We start from the raw sequence: 20,791 nt of genomic DNA, 5'->3' as shown, positions 1-20,791 counted from the left end.
GTATCCCCCGGAAGGATCCCCCGTGTCCACCCACGGTTCTTCGGCCATGCCCCGCTCCCGTACCTCCAGGTTGCCCCGGAGGCTCCTGGCCTCACTGTCCACCGTCGTCCTCATCACCGCCCTGGGCGTCGCCCTGCCGATCGCGGACACCGGCGGTGGCGACGCCGCGCACGCGGAGGAGGAGCCGACCGCGATGACCGAGGCCGGGGCCGCCGAACTCGCCGCCGAGCGGGGCGAGCGTGTGGAGGTCACCGGCCTGCGGGAGGAGCGCCGCACGGTCTACGCCGACCCCGATGGGACCTTCACCGCCCTCGAACATGTCAACCCCGTACGGGTCATGCAGAACGGCGAGTGGGTCGAGCCCGAGGCTGCACTCGTCCACCGTGAGGACGGCACCATCACACCCCGGGCCGCCACGATGGGGCTGAGCCTCTCCGCGGGCGGCGACGCACCGCTGGCCACACTGACCCGTGCGGGCAAGGAGCTGTCGATCAGTTGGCCGGGCACCCTTCCCGAACCGGAACTGGACGGTGACGAGGCCCGCTACACGTCGGTGCTGCCCGACGTGGACCTGATCGTGCGTGCGGAGGTGGACGGCTTCTCCCACCTGCTCGTGGTGCACACCCCCGAGGCTGCAGCTGATCCCGGGCTCGCCGAACTGCGTCTCGCTCTGGAAACCACGGGACTGGAGGTCACTTCGGGGGACGAAGGGGCCCTAGCCGCGATCGATACAGGCGCGGGCGGAACCGTTTTCGAGGCGCCCCAACCCCTCATGTGGGACTCCGGAACGGCCGCAGAGGACGGAGCAGAGTCCTCCGACACGGCCGCGGGTGACTCGGTGCGACTCCTGACCGAAGACGAGGGCGCACCGCAGCAGAACGGCGCGACCGCGGACGAGGACCCCGAAGAAGGGCCGCTGGAGTCCTCCCGCATCTCCTCCGTGGGCGTGACCCTGGAGGAGGGAGCCCTCGTGCTGCGCCCCGACCAGGCGATGATCGGGGACGAGGACACCGCCTACCCCCTCTACATCGACCCCGTGTGGAAGACCTCCACCCTGTCGGCGTGGGCGATGGTCTCCTCCGGATACTCCGGCACTTCCTTCTGGAAGTTCTCGGGGAAGGACCACGAGGGAGTGGGCCGCTGCCCGCAGCTGTCCGGAGACCCCTTCTACTGCAACGGTGCGGGCGTCAAGCGCCTCTTCTACCGCATCCCCACCACGGCCTACCACGGCAGGCAAATTCTGTCGGCCGAGCTCGCCGTGACCATGTACCACAGCTACAACTCCACCGGATACCCCGTCCAGGCCTACCGGACCGGCAGCTTCAGCAGCTCCACCAAGTGGAGCAATCAGCCCTCGTGGTCGCAGCGACAGGACACCAAGAGCCCCACCAAGCCCACCGCATCCTGCACCGCCACCAATCAGAACGTGCGCTTCGACGTCAGCGGCGCGGTCGGGGACGCCGCCGCGAACAAGTGGAAGACCACCTCCTTCGGCCTCCGCGCCGGCGACGAATCCACCCACGTGCAGTGGAAGCGCTTCTGCGACAACGCCCAGCTGGAGGTCCGCTACAACACCGCACCCGACACCCCCCAGCAGTCGAGACTGCAGATGTCCCCCGGCGGCGCCTGCATCGGCGGAGACAAGCGCCCTTACGTCGACGAGGCCCCCCGCCTCACGGCCTACCTGCGTGACAAGGACCACTCCAGCTCCAACACGGAGAAGCTCAAGGCGCAGTTCCGCGTCTTCTGGACCGATGCCTCGGGTGCCGAGCAGGAGCTGACCCACACCACCTCCATGAAGGCCTCGGGGTCCTATTTCCACTACCAGGTGCCCGACAGCATTCCCGAGGGGACCGTGATCGCCTGGATCGTGCGTGCCTCGGACGGACACGCCTGGAGCCCCTGGAGCTGGGACGGGGCGCAGACACGCTGCCAGTTCGTCTACGACTCCACCGCACCCGAGGAACCCGAGATCGCCTCCGAGGACTTTCCCGCCGACGACGAGTGGCACGACGGCGTGGGCACCTACGGCACCTTCACCGTCAGCTCCGACTCCTCTGACGTGGTCGAGTACCGCTACGGGATCAACAAGGACCCCTCGCCGGGCAACACACTGACCCCCGACGCCGACGGCAGGGCGACCCTCACCTGGACCCCTGAGCACGACGGTCCGCACAGCCTCTACGTCGAGGCCGTGGACCGGGCCGGCAAGACCAGCACCCGCGCCAACCACCTCTTCCTGGTGCAGAGCGGACGATCCGCCGTCGGCCAGTGGGCCATGAGCGAGGACGAGACCGCCGACGCCGCCGCGGACGCCTCCGAAAACGGAAACACCGCCGCTGCGGGAAGCGGCGCGACCTTCGGCATCCAGGGTCCCGGCGGCACCGGAAGCCTGGCCGTCGCGCTGGACGGCACCTCCGGCGCCTACCTGGCCCCCGACGCGCACCTGGTCGACACCACCGGGCTGTTCTCGGCGACCGCCTGGGCCCGTGTGGACGACCTGGAACGAGATCAGGCGGTCCTGTCCCAGGACGGGACCGGCGAACCCGGATTCGTCCTGGGCTACGACGCCTCCGACCGGGCCTGGCGCCTGTCCTTCCCCGAGGCCGACATGTACGCGCTGGGGGAGTGGGGCGTCTCCGCGGACGCACCCGTCGCCGAGGGGCAGTGGACCCACCTGGCTCTCGTCCATGACTCCCACCTCAACACGTCGCGCCTGTACGTCAACGGTGCCCTGAGTGGAACCGTGACCCGCGACACGGTCTGGCCTGCCCGCGGCGATGTGCAGATCGGCCGCTCGGTGACCCGCAGCGGGTACGAGCGCCACCTGCACGGCGCGCTCTCCGACGTCCGCGTCTTCGACCGCATCGTCACAGCCGAGGAGATCGGCGCCCTGCGCGCCCTGCCGGTGGACCGAACCGGTTACTGGCCCTTCACCACTGCCGCGGACGGAACCAGCCCCGAGGCCGCCGGAGGCGCCCCCATGGTCCTGGCGGGCGACGCGTCCGTCCACCTGTCCGACCCCTGGACCGGTGACAGTGCCCTCGTGGGTGAGGGCCACCTCCAGCTCGACGGCGACGAGGACCACGCGAGCGCCCAGGCCGGTACCGCACACGGAAGCTTCACCGTCAGCGTTCGCGCGCGCCTGGCCTCGGCCGAGCCGAGCCGGTCGATGACGGTCCTGTCCATGCCGGGAGAGCACCACAGCCTCTTCGACATCCGATACGGAGCCGACAGCGGACGCTGGGAGATCGAGCTGGCCCACGAGGACACCGACACCCCCGAGACGACCGTCCTGACCGCGGCCGACACCGCACCCAGTTCCGAGAACCGCGGCGACCATCTCGCGCTCGTGTACGACGCCTTCGCCCGCGAGGTGCGCCTGTACGTCAACGGGGCGCACGCCCAGACCCAGCCCTACTCCCACGCCTGGACCGCACCCGGCCCGGTCAGCGGCGGCCGCGCGCTCCTCGGCGGCGAGTGGGAGCAGTACTTCTCCGGTGCCCTCGACGACGTCCGCCTGTACGCGGGCGCTGCTGACGCCACCCTCGTCTCCGCACTCAGCCGAACCACCGAAACCCCGGAGCTGTGATCGGCATGCCCTCCACCACCGACTCCCCCGAGACCCCGGAGCAGGACGCGCCGGCACCGCGTACCCGGAGAGTTCCCCTGAACCGGGCCCTGCTGTGCGCACTCGCCACGGCCATGGCCGCGGTCATGATCGTGACCCTCCTGCAGACGGTGGACTTCCCCGCCTGGATGCGGGACAGGGACACCCCCGGTATGCAGGAGCTCCCCGACCCGGTGGCGGGAACCACCGGTGAGGTGGCACCCCCCGAACTGAGCGAGGAGCTGACCGAGGCGATCGCCGAGGCGCCGCAGGTGTCGTGGCCGGCCGCAGCCCGCGAGACCGTCGAGGTCCGCGAGGCCGCCGACCCCGACGACATGCAAGACGTCGGCGGACTGCCGGTCCAGATCGTCGCCGAGGGCGGCGGCAACGCGGACGTGGAGGTGCTCGACCCGGCCGAGGCCCGAGAGGCGGACCTGGGCGGTCTCCTCATCCGGGTGACCGCCGAGGGCGAGGCCGAGCTGCACGTCGACCACTCGAAGTTCGCCGACGCCTACGGCGGCTCCTACGGGGACCGGCTGTCCCTGTGGCGCTTGCCCGACTGCTTCCTCACCGACCCCGGTGACCCCGAGTGCCGCACCCCTCTGGACACGCGACCGGTGCGGACCGGAGACCCCGCCGTCACCGCTGCCGTGTTCACCCCCGGAGCCGGCAGCACGAGCACCGCCGACGAGTCCCGGGCCCCCGGCACGACCGCTCCGCCCGCCGAGCCCTCCGCAGCCTCCACCGGAGTGTTCCTCCTGGTAGCAGGCCCCTCCTCCGGCAGCGGGAACTTCGGAGCCACGCCCCTCCAGCCCTCCTCCACCTGGAGCGTCTCGGAGTCCTCGGGCGTCTTCTCCTGGTCCTACCCCCTGGACCCGGTTCCCGTGCCCTCCGAGCTGATGCCGCACGTGGCGCTGGACTACTCCTCCCAGAGCGTGGACGGCCGTACCAGCGCCACCAACAACCAGGGCACGTGGATCGGCGAGGGCTTCTCCTACGAGCCGGGCTACATCGAACGCTCCTACAAGGCCTGCTCCGATGACGGCCACAAGTCCAAGAGCGACCAGTGCTGGGGCAACGACAACGCCACCCTGATGCTCAACGGCCTCTCCGGACGCCTGGTCAAGGACGACGACACCGGACAGTGGCACCTGGAGTCTGACGACGGCTCCAAGATCGAGCGCCGCACCGGGGCCGAGAACGGTGACGACAACGGCGAATACTGGGTGGTCACCACCACCGAGGGCATCAAGTACCACTTCGGCCGCCACCGCCTTCCCGGCTGGAGCACCGGGGACGAGGTCACCCACTCCACCTGGACCACCCCGATCTTCGGTGACGACTCCGGTGAACCGTGCCACGAGGACACCTTCGCCGAATCGTGGTGCCAGCAGGCCTGGCGCTGGAACCTCGACTACGTCGAGGACCCGCACGGCAACGTGATGACCTACTTCTACGGCAAGGAGACCAACCACTACGCCCGCGACGGCAGGACCGACCGGAACGGGACCGCCTACACCCGCGGCGGCTACCTCAAGCGCGTCGACTACGGCCAGCGCGCCGGCGAGGTCTACAGCGAGGACGCCCCCGCCCGGGTCGTTTTCGACACCGCAGAGCGCTGCCTGCCCACCGACGGGTTCGACTGCGACGCCGACGAGTTCGACGAGGACAACGCCCGCCACTGGCCGGACGTGCCCTACGACCTCCACTGCGAGAAGGACAGCAAGTGCGACTGGTCGCAGACCGCGCCGTCTTTCTGGACCCGCAAGCGCCTGGAGTCGATCCGCACCCAGTACAACACCGGTGACGGCTACCGGACGGTGGACAGCTGGAAGCTCACCCACCTGTTCACCGACAACGGTGACGGCTCGCGGACGCTGTGGCTGTCGGAGATCACCCAGACCGGGCACGACGGTGACGAGAAGCTGAGCCTGCCCTCTGTCCGACTCGACGGCATCCAGCTGCCCAACCGCATCGACAAGCCGGGCGACGACATCCAGCCCCTGGTGCGCTTCCGCCTCGCGACCGTCCACACCGAGACCGGCGGCCAGATCGACGTCAACTACACCGGCGGCGAGTGCACCCATGACGACCTGCCCACCGAGGGCAGGCAGACAGGGCGCTGCTACCCGGTCAAATGGAACCCACCCGGTGCCGAAGACCCCATCACCGACTGGTTCCACAAGTACGTGGTCGAAGAGGTCGTCGAGAGCGACCGCACCGGCGGCTCCCCCGACCAGGTCACCCGGTACGAGTACGTCGGCGACGCCGGCTGGCGCCGCGACGAGCCCAACGGCCTGACCGACAAGAAGTACCTCACCTGGGGCCAGTGGCGCGGCTACGAGACCGTCCGCGTCCGCACCGGCGACGGCCAGGACATGCCCACCCGCACCGACCACACGTTCATGCGGGGCCTGCACGGCGGCGAGAAGGCCGGCGGCGGCACCGTCTCGGCCACGGTCACCGACTCCACCGGCAAGGAGTACACCGACCACGACCAGCTGTCAGGGCACCAGCTGGAGGAGATCACCTACGACGGCGACGAGATCGTCGACAAGACCGTCTCCGAACCCTGGCGGCACGTGACCGCCACCCGCACGGAGAGCTGGGGCACCGTACACGCCGCGCTCACCAACACCAGGACCGAGCGCAGCTTCACCGCCCTGGCCGACGGCAGCTGGCAGGAGACCCGCACCACCACCACGTTCGACACCCGCAACGGGCGTGTCGAGCAGGTGGACGACCTGGGCGACGTCTCCACCTCCGACGACGACGTGTGCACGCGCACCACCTACGCCGACAACACCGGCGCGCACATGTTCGTGCACATCTCCCGCGTGGAGAGCGTGTCGGTTCGCTGCTCGGAGACCGCCGGCGCCGACGACCTGATCTCCGATGTGCGGCGCCACTACGACGGCGGAGGCTTCGGCAAGGCGCCCACCAAGGGCGACGTCACCACCGTGGAGGAGTTCAACGGCCTCGCCGACGACGGCAGCCGCCGCTACAGCACCGTTCAGACCGCAGCCTACGACAAGTACGGCATGGTCACGGAGGTCGCCGACGCCGAGGGCCTGGTCACCGAGGCAACCGAATACACCTTCGAGAACGGCCTGGTCACCGAGGTCTCCGCGACCAACGCCCTGGGGCACACCACCGTCACCCACGTCGACCCCGCCCGCGGCCTGGTGTACGCCGAGATCGACGCCAACGGACGCAGGACGGACGCCACCCACGACGCGCTGGGGCGTACGACCGCGGTCTGGTACCCCGACCGGCCCAAGGACCGGGACATGACCCCGAACACGAAGTTCGGGTACACGATGACCGACGACGCCCCGGTGTCAGTCTCCACCCAGACCCTGCGCAACGACGGCTCCTACGACACCGCCTACCAGATCTACGACGGCTTCCTGCGCGAGAGGCAGGTCCAGGCACCCGGGCCCGACGGCGGACGCCTGGTCGCCGACACCTTCCACAACGGCATCGGCGAGGTCGCCAAGACCAACACGGCCTACTACGCCCTGGGCGAGCCCAGCGGGGAACTCCTCGTCGTCCGCAACGGCGACGTCCCCTCCCAGACCGTCTACGAGTACGACGGCGCGGGCCGCCTCATCGCAGGCATCGAACGCGTCGCCGGCGACGAGGTGTGGCGCACCGAGATCGCCCACGAGGGCGACCGCGTCTCCACGACGCCGCCCGAGGGCGGGGTTCCGACCACGGTCGTCCACAACGCACGCGGACAGAAGGTGGAGCAGCGCCAGTACAAGGGGGACACCCCCACCGGCGACTACGTCTCCACCCGCTACACCTACACCCCCAGCGGTCACCTGGAGTCGGTGACCACCCCAGCCGGCGGTGAGTGGCGCTACGAGTACGACCACCGCGGTCGCCAGATCTCGGTCCAGGACCCTGACACCGGCACCAGCACCAGCGTCTACGACGACCTCGACCAGCTGGTCTCCACGACCGACGCCGACGGGAACACGCTCTCCTACGTCTACGACGACCTCGGACGTGTCCTGGAGACCTGGGAGGGCGAGCCCGGACAGGGCACCAAGCTGTCCTCCTACCAGTACGACACCAGGTTCAAGGGGCAGCTGTTCCTCCAGACCCGGCACACCCCCGACGGCGACTTCCGCATCGGGATCACCGGGCAGGACCGGCTCTACCGCCCCACCAACATCCTCTACGGGATCCCCGCATCCCAAGGGGCCCTGGCCGGCAACTACGAGTTCTCCATCAGCTACAACATCGACGGCAGCGTGCAGGGCACGGGTATGCCCGCCGCCGGCGGACTTCCGGCCGAGGCGCTGACCATCGGCTACGACGACCTCGGTCGGCCCACCACGCTGGACGGCAGGTCCTCCTACGTCACCAGGACGGACTACAACCAGCTCGGCCTGCCCATGCAGATCGAGCTGAGGGCCGGCGGACCCAAGGCCTGGATCACCCACGAGTACGAGAAGGGCACCTACCGCCTGCTCGGCACCCGGGTGGACCGCCAGGGCGGCAGCGGACCGCTGCTCGACACCAGGTACGACTACGACGACGCCGGCAACATCCTGTCCATCTCCGACTCCCCAGGCAGCGGCGACGAGCACACGCAGTGCTTCGCCTATGACGGTCTGCTCCAGCTCACCGAGGCCTGGACGGTGCCGCAGGTCGGCTCCTCGGCCTGTGAGTCGGCGCCCTCCGCCCACACCGTGGGCGGGCCCGACGCCTACTGGCACAGCTACGAGTACGACGCGGCCGGCAACCGCCTGAGCGAGGTCCTGCACGACACGACCGGAACCTCAACCGACGTCGTGCGCACCTACTCCTACCCGGAACAGGGCGAGGGGCAGCCCAACACCGTCCGCCAGGTGGTCGAGCAGACCCCGCAGGGGGACCGGCTCTCGACCTACGAGTACGACGCGGCCGGCAACACGGTCGTCCGCGATCACGCGGGCGACCGCCAGGAGCTGGACTGGAACCCCGAGGGGCGCCTGGACAGTGTCGTCGGCGGCGACGGCACCACATCGTTCGTCTACAGTGCCGACGGCGAGCGCCTGATGCGCTCCACCCCGCAGGACGACACCCTCTACCTGCCGGGCATGGAACTGCGCGCCGACAAGCTCACCGGCCAGGTCGAGGCCACCCGCTACTACGACCACGCCGGCCAGACCGTGGCGCTGCGCACCCCCGGCGGCGTGGAGCTGCTGGCCTCCGACCATCAGGGCACCGGCCAGGTGGCCATGGACGCCGCCTCCGAGGTGTTCGTCCGCCGCTACCTGACCCCCTTCGGTGAGGAACGCGGCGGCTCGGGCCAGGACTGGCCCGACGACAAGGGCTTCCTGGGCAAGACGGTGGACCGCTCCACCGGTCTGGTCCTGGTGGGTGCGCGCGAGTACGACCCGGCGCTGGGCCGCTTCGTCTCGCCCGACCCGGTCATGGACCTGAGCGATCCGCTGCAGCTCAACGGATACGCCTACGCCAACAACAGCCCGGTGACCTTCGACGACCCCTCGGGCCTGTTCCTCAACAAGATCAAGAACAAGGTCAAGTCCGGCTACAACAAAGTCAAGAACAAGGTCAAGTCGGGCTACAACAAGGCCAAGACGTGGGTCAAGAAGAACAAGAGCACCATCGTCTCGGTGGGTGTGGGCATCGCCGTGGGCGTGGGCTGCACCGCCCTGACCGGTGGTGCAGGCGCACTGGGGTGCGCTGCACTCTCGGGCGCGGTCGCCTCGCTGGTCCAGTACGGGATGAGTACACCGCGTAACCAGTGGTCCTGGAGAGGCGCAGCCTCCTCGGCCTTCATCGGAGCTGCCACCGGCGCGATCGGTGGTGCGATCGGTGCACGGATCGGCGGAGCGGCGGCCAGCCGCATTTCAGCCTGGACCGGAGGTTCGGGCATTCGCGCAGGCGCGGCGAACGCGATCCGCGTCGCACCCAAACCGAGACCTACACCGCCCAAACCCCCGGTTGCGACCCCGGTGTCGCGGCCCACGACCACGGGCAGCTCCAGTGGCCGGAGCAGTTGCAACAGCTTCGTTCCCGGCACGGGTGTGGTGATGGCCGACGGTTCCACCAGGGCGATCGAGAAGGTCCGGGTCGGCGACCGCGTCCTGGCCACCGACCCGGAGACGGGCGAGCAGGGCGAGCGCACGGTGGTGGCGACCATCGTGGGCGAGGGTGAGAAGACCCTGGTGGAGATCACCGTGGACGCCACCACGGGGCGTGAGGCGCCGGAGGACGGCGAGTCGGCGGGATCGGAGAGCGCGTCGGAGGTTCCCGGTCCGGTGGCGGTCGGTGATGTGATCGTGGCGACCGACGAACACCCGTTCTGGGCCCCCGAACTGGGCTTGTGGGTGAACGCGATCGACCTGGCCCCCGGGATATGGCTGCAGACCTCTGCGGGCACGTGGGTGCAGGTCACGGCGGTCGATGCCACCAGCGAGCCGGCCATGGTCCACAACCTGACCGTTGAGGATCTCCACACCTACTATGCGGCTTCAGGGTCGCTGGACGTCCTTAGCCACAACTCCAAGTGCCCCGTGAGCGGCATAGACCATGGTGATATAGGTGAGTTTGCAACACGCAGGCGCCTTGAATCTGAAGGGTTTAGCCCCATTTTTTCGGAGGTAAACTTCCTTGACAGGTCGGGTCTGACGTTCCGTGCGGATTTTGTGGCCAGGGCTTCCAATGGACAATGGAGGGCTATCGAGGTGAAGACGGGGACTAGGCCGACTATTTCGGGGAATCAGCAAGCAGGTTATCCTGCTCTGGAGAGCATTGGGGCAAAATTGAATACCACAAAGATGGAACCCTTCTTCAGGAAGGGAGATATGGTCAAAATGCCGGTTGATATCGATATTTGGGGGTGTTCGTATTGCTAGGAGGGGCAGTCATGGAAAAGGTTGACCGATGCTTGGTTCAGGGGGGATGGGAAAAAGAGGGTGATGACGGTCCTTCCTATGTGAAAAACGGTCCCGGGGGTGCTGTTTATAGCCTTGGCCTGTGTGTTTCTCTGAGGGAGTCATGGGTTCTTTTCCTCCCTGCGCTGGGTGTGGCTTTTCCGGAAGTCGGGAATTTGTACGATCAGTTCTTTGGTTCTTCTTCTAGGAGATCTGATGGTGGGGGGTCTCCTTCTGTGGCGAGCAGCCTGGTGGAGATTTTGGGTAGCAAACCCTCTGCTCCGATTTCGCATGACAGGTGGATGATTTGGAAAGGTGAAAATTTCTCTCCCAAGGTTGACCTTCTTTGTGCAGATATAGAATTTGCCGAAACAAGATTTCTTGCCAAGTTTAGGAATATTGATGACGTTGCGAATTTTTTGGAGGGGATGGAGCTTGATTTTTCTCAGAATTGCCACCTTGCTTTGATTCAAGCGCTCCAAGGAAGGATGGGTGAAGCTGTTGTTTCCTTGGGGGACTGTGTGAGGAAGTTGGAAGATTCACCTCTGGTTGCCGAACAGGCGTGGAGATTCATCGATTCGTTCATTGAATATTTTTCTGTCAAGAGGGAAAGCGTCCCATTTCTGGGGGTCGGCTGATTGCGCGACGGCGGCCAGGGCCTGCTCGCGGACCGTAAGCGTTCAGAGGGTGGGTGCGTGCTGGTCAGGCCGATAAGGGAATGGGAGGCATCCACAGAGGTGATCTCAGTGACGCCTGGTTCCCCGTCTCGGATAGGCGTCATGGCTACGAAGGTCCTATCCCAGCCGACTGCTCGCCGGGGTACGCGCCCCTCGTCTGCGCGAACTGACCGGGCCCGATCCCGACCGGGTGTCGAGCGGCAAACACAGTGAAACCGGCCGCCCCCCGATCGGCTCCCCGCCAGATGCGGCGAGCCGCTGCCGGACCTCCGGATCCCGGCAGGGGAAGGAGTCGGCAGCGGCGAAGGTCAGAGGGCCGGCCCGGTCGGTGCCTCACAGCAGCCGCCCTCCGAAGCCGCCTCCGGCTCGTCGAACAGGCCCGAGCCGCCGCACACGCCCGTCTCGGGCAGGGTGAGCTCCAGCCGGGCCGCCGCCTCGGTGTCCCCCGCCAGGTGGGCGGCGATGCTGCGCACCTGCTCGTAGCCGGTCAGGGCCAGGAACGTGGGGGCGCGGCCGTAGGACTTCATCCCCGCGAGGAAGAACCCCTCCTCCGGGTGGGAGAGCTCCCGGAAACCGTGCGGGTACACGGTTCCGCACGAGTGGACGTTGGGATCGATGAGCGGGGCGAGCTCCACCGGTGCCTGGAGCACGGCGTCCAGGCCCAGGCGGATCTCCGACAGCGGCGACAGGTCGGGGCGGAACCCCGTCAGTGCGACTACCTCGTCCACCGGGTCCAGGGCACGTCCCTCCGCGTCCACCAGAACGATCCGACCGCCCCGCTCCCGGACCTCGGCGGTGCGGAAACCGGTGACGACCTCGATGTGTCCGGCCTCCACCGCGGCCCGGGCCCGCTGTCCCAAGGCACCGCGCGCGGCGAGCTGGTCGGCCGCGCCGCCGCCGAAGGCGTCGCCCACATCTCCGCGGCGCAGCACCCACACGGCGCGGGTGCGCGGCTCCTCCTCGGCCAGCCGCGCGAGGGCGACCAGGGCGGTGAGCGCCGAGTGCCCCCGGCCCGCGATCGCGGTGGTGCGGCCCGCGTACCGGGCGCGCACGGCCGGGTCGGCCAGATCGGGGACGCGGTAGGAGATGCGCCCGGCCGCCGCCTCCTCGCCCAGGGCGGGCAGGCCGTCACCTCCCAGCGGGTTCGGTGAACCCCAGGTACCGGAGGCGTCGACGACGGCGCGCGCCAGGATCCGCTCCTCCCCGGCGGCGGTGCGCACCCGCACGGTGAACGGCTGCTCCCCGCGCCCGGCGTCCACCACGCGGTCCCGGCCCCGGCGGCTGACACCGGTCACCTCGGCGCCGAAGCGCGCCCGGTCGCCGAGCGCCTCGGCGAGCGGGGCCAGGTAGGAGTCGATCCACTCGCGCCCGGTCGGGTGGCCGCCGTCGGCGGGGCGTCGCCACCCGGTAGCCGCGAGCAGCTTCTCGGCCGCGGGGTCCACCAGATCGCGCCACATCGAGAACAGGCGCACGTGCCCCCACTCGCCGACGGCCGCGCCCGCGCCGGCCCCTCGCTCCAGCACCAGGACCGGAAGGCCGTACTCGGCCAGCTCCGCCGCCGCCGCGAGTCCCACGGGGCCGGCGCCGATCACCACGACCGGGTTCTCCTGCGTCATGACGCACATCCTTTCATCGACTGGCGTCTATGGAGTGAGAATGTATCGATGAATGTCGATGGACGCAACCATAGATCGTCGTCGATAATGGAGGCATGACCCTGACCTCGCCCGAACACGGCAACCGCCCACTCCCCGCCTCCGACGCGCAGACCTACGCCGCCTGGTTCGCCTGCCTGGCCGAACCCATGCGCGTACGCATCCTGCACGCCGTCGCCACCAGCGCCGGATCCATCGCCGTGGGAGAGCTCGCCGACCTGGTGGGCGTCCGCCAACCCACCGTCTCCCACCACCTGCGCAAGCTCGCCGAGGCCGGCTTCGTGACCCTCACCAAGGCGGGCACCTCCACCCGGGTCGAGGTGAACCCCGCCTGCTGCACCGGCCTGCCCCACGCCGCCGACGCCGTGATGGGCGTCCTCGACGCGCGCCCCTGCTGCCCCACCGACCTGCCCGCCGACGTGAACACCCGCGCCATGGACGATGCGGACCTGCCCGAGGTCCGCCGGATCTACGCCGAGGGCATCGCCACCGGCAACGCCACCTTCGAGACCGAGGTGCCCGACACCGAGGCGCTGAAGGACAAGTGGCTGCCCGGCCACCGCTGGGTCGCCGAGACCGAGGGGAAGGTGGTGGGATGGGCCGCCGCCGCCCCCGTCTCCGCGCGCACGGCCTACGCCGGAGTGGCCGAGACCTCCGTGTACGTCGCCGAGAGCGCACGGGGCAGAGGCGTGGGCAAGGCCCTCCTGCACCGGCAGGTCACCGAGGCCGACACCGGAGGGCTGTGGACCCTCCAGAACTCGATCTTCCCCGAGAACCGAGCCAGTATCGCCCTGCACCACCAGGCCGGCTTCCGCACCGTCGGCGTGCGCGAGCGCATCGCCTGCCACCACGGCACCTGGCGCGACACCGTCCTGCTGGAGCGCCGCCGCCCCTGACCCCCGGCCGCCCTCCGGCGACACGTCCCCTGCGGTTAAGCGTTCGTGAAACACCTGGTCACGGCGGGTTTCCCTCGGCCCGTGCGCGGAAGACCGTGCATACGGTGCACACCACCCTGACCAGGAGCTGAGATGGCCGACGACACGGCCGACCCCGCGAAGGTGATCGTCGGAGTGGACGGCACGGCCTCCTCCCGAGCACCGCTGTCCTGGGCCGCTGGAGAGGCCGCCCGGCGGGGACCGCCCCTCACCGTGATCCACGCCGTGCCAGCCCTGCCGGCAAGAGTGAGAAGCGCCGTCCCCTTCGGAGCGAGCACCGAACCCGCGGAACAGGTCCTCGACGACGCCGCCCGACACGTGCGCGCCCTCCGCCCCCGGGTCCCGGTGGACACCCTCCTGACCTCCGAGAGACCCGCATCGGCCCTGATACGCCGCTCCGGCCCCGAGGACCTGATCGTGGTCGGCTCCCGCGGACTGGGCGCGGTGGGCTCGGCCGTGCGGGGATCGGTCGGCGTCCGGCTGGCCGCCCGCGCCCCCTGCCCCGTCGTCGTGGTCCACGGCTCGGAGAAGGACCCCGCGGCCGAACCGCGGCGGATCGCCGTGGGCGTGGACGGCTCCGAGGAGTCACGGCAGGCGCTGGCGTTCGCCCTGGAGGAGGCGGCCGAGTGCGGCGAGGCCTCCCTGGCGGTGGTCAACAGCGAGGAGCCCCCCACCCCCTTCGCCTCCCAGGCCCTGGTCACCCAGGGGTGGCACCCGCCCGAGAGGCTCGTCGAACAGCTCTCGGAGGAACTGGTCGCCGACATGCTCACCCAGGTCGGCAGACCCGGCGCCGCCGACGTCGACGTCACGGTGCTGTCCACCCGGGAGACCCCGGTGCAGGCGCTGCTGGCCGAGGCGCGCCGCGCCGACCTGGTGGTCCTCGGCTCCCGGGGCCGAGGAAGCCTGCGCGGACTCCTCCTGGGCTCGGTGAGCCAGGACGTGCTCCACCACGCCGCCGTCCCCGTCGCGATGGTCTCCCGCAACTGCGCACAGGCAGCGGTGCACCGGCCCTGAACGCGGCCGTGCGTGATTCGGCCGAGACACGGCGGGAAGGTGGCACAGGTCGGAAAAGCACGCACACGGGACCCCTACGGCATCGGAGACGACAGCACCCATGGAGAGTTACGGGGTACAACTCGGCCTCGTCCTTGTCCTCGTCCTCGCCAACGCCCTGTTCGCGGGCAGCGAGATCGCCCTGGTGACACTGAGGGAGGGACAGATCAAGCAACTGGCGGCACGGGGACCAGGAGGCCGGGCGGTGGCCCGCCTGGCCCAGGACCCCAACCGGTTCCTGGCCACCATCCAGATCGGCATCACCCTCGCCGGCTTCCTCGCCTCGGCCACCGCCGCCGTGTCCCTGGCCCAGCCCCTCATCGAACCGCTGGGCTTCCTCGGATCCGCCGCCGGCCCCGTCGCCGTCGTCCTCGTCACCATGGTGCTCTCGTTCCTCACCCTGGTGTTCGGCGAACTGGCCCCCAAGCGCATCGCCATGCAGCGGGCCGAGGCCTGGTCACTGCTGGTCGCCCGGCCGCTGAACCTGCTCGCCACGATCTCCCGGCCGGTGGTGTGGCTGCTGAGCGTCTCCACCGACCTGGTGGTGCGCCTGACCGGCGGCGACCCCTCCGCATCCCGTGAGGAGGTCGGCGAGGAGGAATTGCGGGACATGCTCGCCACCCAGCGCGGGATGACCAGCGAGCAGCGCACCATCATCTCCGGAGCCTTCGAGATCGACGACCGGCGCCTGCGCCAGGTCGTCGTCCCCCGCGGCGAGGTGTTCACCATCCTCGCGCGCACCCCCGCCGACGAGGCCGCACACCTGCTCGCCGAACACGGCCACTCCCGGGCACCGGTGGTGGCCGACGACGACCTCGACGACGTGGTCGGCGTCGTGCACTGGTCCGACCTCGTACGCGGACAGGGCAGCGCCGGAGACCTGGCCCGCGAACCGCTCCTGCTGCCCGACTCGCTGGTGGTGTCGCTGGCCCTGCGCCGGATGATCGGCGACCACCAGCAGCTGGGCGTGGTCGTCAACGAGATGGGCGGCATCGACGGCATCGTGAGCCTGGAGGACCTGCTGGAGGAGATCGTCGGCGAGATCTACGACGAGACCGACTCCGACGTGCGCGGAGCGGTCCGCCACGACGACGGCTCCCTCACCCTGCCCGGCACCTACCCGGTGCACGACCTGCCCGACGTCGACGTCCATCTCACCGACCCTCCCGAGGGCGACTACGTCACCGTCGCGGGCCTGGTCATCGCCGTCCTGGGACACATCCCCAAGAGACCGGGGGAGCGGGTGACCCTCGGCGACTGGACGGCCAGGGTCGACCAGACCAACGGGCGCACCGTCACCGAGGTCACCCTGCGCCCGGTACCGGCGGAGGAGCACTGACGGCGCCTGCCTGACAGGGCCTGCCCGCCGGAGCCCGGCGAACGGACGTCCCACGGCTGGAACCGGACAGCGCGGCCCACCGCAGGGCCGGGCCGCCGGACTCCTCGGTCCCGCCGGAGCCCCGACCGGACACGAGGCGCCCCGACAGGTGTCCGGGAACGGAACACCTGCCGGGACATCTCCGGCGGGAACGGACTCAGCCCTGATCGGCCAGCCATTCCTGGCAGTGCTCGCGGAACCACGAGAGCACCCCCAGAACCTGTTGCCCTCCCTCGCCCACCAGCGCACTCATCCGGAAGCTCGGACGGCGGTCGAGCGCGTCCTCGGGCAGGTCGATCCCCGGAACGGTGTTGAACCGGTCGAGCAGCTCGCGGCGCATCTCCACCCTGTCGAACGGCGGCCGGCTGCGCATGTGCTGGAAGACCACCTCCGCGGTGCCGATGCGGGGGTAGAGGGTCAGTGCCCACCGCTTGTGCGAGGACGTCGCCTGGTCCCAGGTGCGCAGGAAACAGCTCGTCTCGGTCCCGTCCCCCCAGTGCAGGGAACCGCCGAGAGCGGTCCAGCCGTCGATGAGGGCCAGGACCGCCCGCGCCTCCTCGGGCGAGCGGCTGTCCAGCAGCTGTTCGCGGAAGCCGTGCTCGCGCTCCACCGCCTTGTCGATGTCCAGACCCAGCAACTCGGCCAGCGCGGCAGCGGAGACGAAGCGGTCACGGAGCATTCCGGCCCGCTCGGCGGCGGAGGTGTCCGGGAAGACGCGGTGCCGATGCGCCGTGCCCTCGTGCTTGCCCAGATAGGCGACCACCGTCGCGGTCCTGGCCCCGGCCAGCAGCGCCAGTTCCCGGTGCGTGGTCCAGTTCCCCGAGGACACCATGGCCAGGGCCTCGCCTATGCGCTCCCCAGCCGATTCCTCCAGCAGCCCGGCGTCCTGCTCGGCACCCAGCGGGGCCGGCCACAGAGACAGGGCCCGCTCCGCCAACCGGGCCTTCCCGTCTCCTCTGCTGCCAGGTCGGTGGCGGTCTGCTCGGTCAGATCGTCCCAGAGCCGCTCCAGCTCCTCCTTCCCCCACGAGTAGGGGCGCTGGTACAGCGGGACCTGGAACTGCTTGGAGCCCTCGACGAGTTTCTGGAAGGTGGTCTCGCTTGCCTTCATACACACGCATTCTCTTGCAGGGGCGAACCGGGGGATTCAGTCGGCGGCCAGCCTGTTTCGGGGAAGCGGCACCGGCCACCACAAGCGACGAGGAACTTTTCCCGCAGGAATGTCGAGGCCGGACCGGAACCGGTCCCGACATTCCTGAGGCCGCCCGGAGCCTCAGACGACCTCGCCGACGAAGTAGACGGTCTCGCGCACGTAGTCGTCCATCTCCTCCCAGTCGCTGAGGGTCAGCTCCACCTGGAGGTAGGACTCCTCCTCCGGGAGCGCGCAGCCGTAGCCGGCGGTGGCGGTGCGCCCGTCCATCACCGCGGAGGTGAACCCCGAGCCGGTGTCGTCGGTGTAGACGTCCTCGGCGGTGCGGCCCTCCTCGCCGACCTGGCAGTACACCGAGACGTAGCTGAGGTCGACGGGACCGCCGGTGCCGTTGTCGAACTGGATGTCGAAGTACACGTACGGGGAGTTCTCGGGGATGTCCCATTCGCCGGTGACGCGGCGCTCGACGCCCGACAGGCGGACCTTGAGACCGTCGGCATAGGTGTACTCGGAGTCGAACTCCTCCTCCACGGCGCTGGGCGCGGCCTCCTCGGCGGTCTCCTGCGGGGCCTCTCCGGCGGCCTCGGACTCCTGGACCGGATTGAGCTCCACGACCTGGTCGGGGTCGGGCGCGGAGGCGCAGCCGGTGGCGAGAGCGGCCAGGGACAGGGCGCCGGAGAGGGCGGGCTTGATGCTGTTCACGGGGAGATCCTCCGTCGGTGGGAAGTGGCGGCCGGCCGGCTGTGGCCGTCGGGCTCCGGGAGCGCTGCGGCGGTGCCCGGCGGAGTTCAGCATGCGCCTGCGCACGCGAGAGGCACGACATCTCCGAACGACAAGAGGGGTTGTCAGATGTTCAAAGGCCAGGAGAGGGCCTTGCGCGCACATGCGCGGTGCTGAGAGCAGTGCGCATGTGCACGAACCAGAATCTGTCGGATCGCCGCTGCCGACGCCGTCGGCAGTGTCCCTGAGGTGCCTCGAAGCCTTCGGAGAGCGTCCCCTGCCGGTGCTGATCGGTATTTTTCGAAGGGACGGCAGGTTCTGGGAGTGCCAAGGTCGCAGTCCACCGCGGCGGGTGTGTCGGGGAGCGCAGGAGAAGGGCGTCGGGCCGACTTCCTTCAGGAAGGTTCTGGACCGTGGTCGAAGGCCCCGGCGGTTCCTCTCGGGACGGGTGGCACACCCGCGCTTCCCGGGTGACCGACGTAACATCGAGCATCCGTTGTGGAATGACAGGACGACCCGATGCGGCGGGCTCTGGAACAGCTTCTTCGGGAACCCGCTGCCACGGGGGCGCGCGGCGGGAGGACCACCGCGAGGCTGCGGCCGGACTCGATGGCGCGCAGCCCCGATGGGAACATCTGTGTGCCCCGACCGGCCGCGGGCACCTCGGCCAGGTCAGAGGACGGTTCCCGGGCGGTTCCCCGCGCGGGCCCGCACCGGGGTTTCGTGCGGCTCTCCCGAGACGGCGGGGTCGTTGAAGCGGAAGCCCACGCCGCGGACGGTGACAATCCAGTGCGGCGCCCCGAGCTTCTTGCGCAGGCTGCTCACGTGGGTGTCGATCGTTCGACTGGCCAAGGGGGTGACCTCTTCGTGTACGACGGTGAACTGCCATACCCGGCGGAGGAGCTCGGCGCGGGAGAAGAGGGAGTCCGGGTGGGACGCCAGCAGGTGGAGCAGCTCGAACTCCTTGCGCGTCGCCTTGACCGACCGGTCGCCCACCCGCACCTCCCGGGTCGTGGGGTGGATCGACAGCTCACCAAAGGCGAGCACCGACGAGGAGGAGACCCGGGAACGCCTGAGCAGGGCGCTGACCCGCGCCACGAACTCCCGACTGGAATAAGGCTTGTCGATACAGTCGTCGCATCCTCCTTCCAGTGCCAGGATCCGGTTCATCTCCGACGACGTGAACCCGATCATGGGAATGTCGCTCGCTTTGCGGATCTCACGGCAAAGGGTCAGGCCGTCGAAATCCTCAAGATCGAAGTCGACGAGAACCAACTGGGATTCTTCATGCCTGGACATGGCCTCTTCGCCGGTCGAGACCAATTCGCTTTCAAATCCGTGTCTTCGCAGATCCTTGAGTATCTCATCGCGGCCCTCGCAGTCCGAGACCACCAGGACAGGAGGGCCGCCCAGGATCGTGTTTAACCTTTTCCCTGTCATGAAAAACGTCCATTCAGTTCAACTACACCGACGCGAGCAAAGGGTGAACTGACGACATCAATTGTAATTATATTATATATAATTCTTTCGCAGCGGAAGGCGGGCCTTACTTTTTTACCATGGTGCACGGTCGGCTGTAAAGGGGCTTTCGGCAGGCTCGCTGTCATAGCTTCACAGCAATACCCCAGCTCAAAGGTTTACCGACTCGCAGGGCCGCGGCTTTTGTCGATAGGCCTACAGGAGGGCCGGGCGCAGGTGCGCGTAGGCCCAGGCCGCCAATGGGCTGGGCGTCGTGGTGACCACGTCCCGCGGCTGCTCGGGAACCAGATCGCGGGTGCCCGCCGTCATGCCCACGATGCCCTCGACCGCCCCATCCGGCAGACCGGCCGAGCGCAGCACACCGCGCAGATCGTCATCGTTCACGCACCGCACCCGGATGTCCCGTCCGAGGACCTCGCTGAGGATCGCGGCGATGCTCCGGTAGCTCAGGTCCTCCGGGCCGTGGACCGCCTGGATTCCTTGTCCTGCCCACTCGTCGTTGAGCAGACGAGCCGCGGCGACCTCCCCGATGTCGCGGGGATCGACCCAGGGCATGGGCCGGTCGGGGTCGGCCGTTGTGGTGAGTACGCCGCCCGCCAGCGAGTCGGCGATGGCCAGCAGATTGGTGAAGAAGTAACCACAGCGCAGGTGGAGCACGTCGGCCCCGGTGGCCTCGAACCGTTCCTCGATCGCGGCGAGGCCGTCGATATGACCGGCGCCGCCCCGCTTCTCGGCGCCCACACTACTCAGCAGCACGATCCGGTCGACCTCGCCCGACTCCGTCGCCCGCGCGACCGCTTCGGCGGTCCGCAGTGAAGCCGTGACCGGTTCCGGACACGTGTGCGGCGTCGGATCGACCCACAAGACGCTCCGGGCTCCTGCGACCGCGGCGCGGACGAAGGCGGCGTCGGTGAGGTCGCCCTGCTCGACCTCGACACGCCGGCGGGTCTCCTCCCCGAGCCGGCCCGGCTCGCGCACCAACACCCTGGGACGGACACCGGCCTGTATCAGCAGCCGCACCACGTGCGAGCCGACATGCCCCGTGGGCGTTGTCACAACGATCGTCATACCAGTGAACTTTCTTTGAAGAGCCGGCGAGGAGTCCGTCCTCGTAGTCGTGCGGGCCGGGACCGAGCAACGTCCTCCGAACCACCGGACAAACACGTCAATTGTGTGGAAACTCGGTTGACGGAGGTGGCTGAGCCGGTCAGAATCCTACCGATTGACCTGCTGATTCGC

General features: G+C 69.0%; 12 protein-coding genes. 6 read left to right on the top strand and 6 right to left on the bottom strand.

Annotated features, from left to right (window positions below; translation table 11 throughout):
- Positions 1–22 precede the first annotated feature (22 nt).
- From FHS13_RS12650 to FHS13_RS12640, 3 genes are read left to right on the top strand one after another with little or no spacing between them, the layout of a single operon-like run.
- Positions 23–3,592 carry a LamG-like jellyroll fold domain-containing protein gene (locus tag FHS13_RS12650; RefSeq protein WP_184291831.1) on the top strand — a complete coding sequence of 1,190 codons (3,570 nt, stop codon included), beginning with the start codon at positions 23–25 and terminating at the stop codon, positions 3,590–3,592.
- A 5-nt stretch (positions 3,593–3,597) separates the two neighbouring features.
- Positions 3,598–10,488 carry an RHS repeat-associated core domain-containing protein gene (locus FHS13_RS12645; RefSeq protein ID WP_184291829.1) on the top strand — a complete coding sequence of 2,297 codons (6,891 nt, stop codon included), beginning with the start codon at positions 3,598–3,600 and terminating at the stop codon, positions 10,486–10,488.
- Between the two features lie 11 nt (positions 10,489–10,499).
- Positions 10,500–11,144: a hypothetical protein gene (locus FHS13_RS12640; protein ID WP_184291827.1), complete on the top strand. Its 645-nt coding sequence runs from the start codon at positions 10,500–10,502 to the stop codon at positions 11,142–11,144.
- Between the two features lie 347 nt (positions 11,145–11,491).
- Here the strand turns inward: FHS13_RS12640 and FHS13_RS12635 are convergent, their stop codons facing one another.
- On the bottom strand, positions 11,492–12,799 hold the full coding sequence (locus tag FHS13_RS12635) for an FAD-dependent oxidoreductase (protein WP_184291826.1): 1,308 nt from the start codon (positions 12,797–12,799) through the stop codon (positions 11,492–11,494).
- A 95-nt stretch (positions 12,800–12,894) separates the two neighbouring features.
- Between FHS13_RS12635 and FHS13_RS12630 the strand changes: the two genes are divergently transcribed.
- The 3 genes from FHS13_RS12630 (at position 12,895) to FHS13_RS12620 (ending at position 16,165) form a co-directional block, all read left to right on the top strand.
- Complete coding sequence (locus FHS13_RS12630) at positions 12,895–13,734, top strand: helix-turn-helix domain-containing GNAT family N-acetyltransferase (protein ID WP_184291824.1); 840 nt, start codon at positions 12,895–12,897, stop codon at positions 13,732–13,734.
- Between the two features lie 132 nt (positions 13,735–13,866).
- Positions 13,867–14,787 (top strand): universal stress protein, encoded by a 921-nt coding sequence (locus tag FHS13_RS12625; protein WP_184291822.1) that lies wholly within the window; start codon positions 13,867–13,869, stop codon positions 14,785–14,787.
- Positions 14,788–14,887: 100 nt separating this feature from the next.
- Complete coding sequence (locus tag FHS13_RS12620; RefSeq protein ID WP_184291820.1) at positions 14,888–16,165, top strand: hemolysin family protein; 1,278 nt, start codon at positions 14,888–14,890, stop codon at positions 16,163–16,165.
- A gap of 196 nt (positions 16,166–16,361) precedes the next feature.
- Here FHS13_RS12620 and FHS13_RS12615 read toward each other — a convergent pair whose 3' ends face one another.
- The 5 genes from FHS13_RS12615 to FHS13_RS12595 all read right to left on the bottom strand — a co-directional run bounded on the left by FHS13_RS12615 (position 16,362) and on the right by FHS13_RS12595 (position 20,620).
- Complete coding sequence (locus FHS13_RS12615) at positions 16,362–17,141, bottom strand: hypothetical protein (RefSeq protein ID WP_221442842.1); 780 nt, start codon at positions 17,139–17,141, stop codon at positions 16,362–16,364.
- Positions 17,051–17,314: a DUF262 domain-containing protein gene (locus tag FHS13_RS12610; RefSeq protein ID WP_184291816.1), complete on the bottom strand. Its 264-nt coding sequence runs from the start codon at positions 17,312–17,314 to the stop codon at positions 17,051–17,053. The genes FHS13_RS12615 and FHS13_RS12610 overlap by 91 nt, the downstream gene beginning before the upstream one ends.
- A gap of 162 nt (positions 17,315–17,476) precedes the next feature.
- Entirely contained in the window at positions 17,477–18,055 is a 579-nt protein-coding gene (locus FHS13_RS12605; protein WP_184291814.1) for a hypothetical protein, read from the bottom strand.
- Positions 18,056–18,745: 690 nt separating this feature from the next.
- Positions 18,746–19,513 (bottom strand): response regulator transcription factor, encoded by a 768-nt coding sequence (locus FHS13_RS12600; RefSeq protein WP_184291812.1) that lies wholly within the window; start codon positions 19,511–19,513, stop codon positions 18,746–18,748.
- A gap of 234 nt (positions 19,514–19,747) precedes the next feature.
- Positions 19,748–20,620, bottom strand: a complete 873-nt coding sequence (locus tag FHS13_RS12595) for an NmrA family NAD(P)-binding protein (protein ID WP_184291810.1) — start codon at positions 20,618–20,620, stop codon at positions 19,748–19,750.
- Positions 20,621–20,791: the final 171 nt, after the last annotated feature.

The organism is Nocardiopsis algeriensis (assembly GCF_014203695.1).
GTDB lineage: Bacteria > Actinomycetota > Actinomycetes > Streptosporangiales > Streptosporangiaceae > Nocardiopsis > Nocardiopsis algeriensis.
This window is presented reverse-complemented; position numbering and strand designations above follow the sequence as displayed.

What these genes read in the sequence shown, in the direction of transcription:
- FHS13_RS12645 (WP_184291829.1), top strand. Translation starts at nt 3,598, where the DNA reads ATGCCCTCCACCACCGACTCCCCCGAGACCCCGGAGCAGGACGCGCCG.
- FHS13_RS12640 (WP_184291827.1), top strand. Translation starts at nt 10,500, where the DNA reads ATGGAAAAGGTTGACCGATGCTTGGTTCAGGGGGGATGGGAAAAAGAG.
- FHS13_RS12635 (WP_184291826.1), bottom strand. Translation starts at nt 12,799, where the DNA reads ATGACGCAGGAGAACCCGGTCGTGGTGATCGGCGCCGGCCCCGTGGGA.
- FHS13_RS12630 (WP_184291824.1), top strand. Translation starts at nt 12,895, where the DNA reads ATGACCCTGACCTCGCCCGAACACGGCAACCGCCCACTCCCCGCCTCC.
- FHS13_RS12625 (WP_184291822.1), top strand. Translation starts at nt 13,867, where the DNA reads ATGGCCGACGACACGGCCGACCCCGCGAAGGTGATCGTCGGAGTGGAC.
- FHS13_RS12620 (WP_184291820.1), top strand. Translation starts at nt 14,888, where the DNA reads ATGGAGAGTTACGGGGTACAACTCGGCCTCGTCCTTGTCCTCGTCCTC.
- FHS13_RS12610 (WP_184291816.1), bottom strand. Translation starts at nt 17,314, where the DNA reads ATGAAGGCAAGCGAGACCACCTTCCAGAAACTCGTCGAGGGCTCCAAG.
- FHS13_RS12600 (WP_184291812.1), bottom strand. Translation starts at nt 19,513, where the DNA reads ATGACAGGGAAAAGGTTAAACACGATCCTGGGCGGCCCTCCTGTCCTG.
- FHS13_RS12595 (WP_184291810.1), bottom strand. Translation starts at nt 20,620, where the DNA reads ATGACGATCGTTGTGACAACGCCCACGGGGCATGTCGGCTCGCACGTG.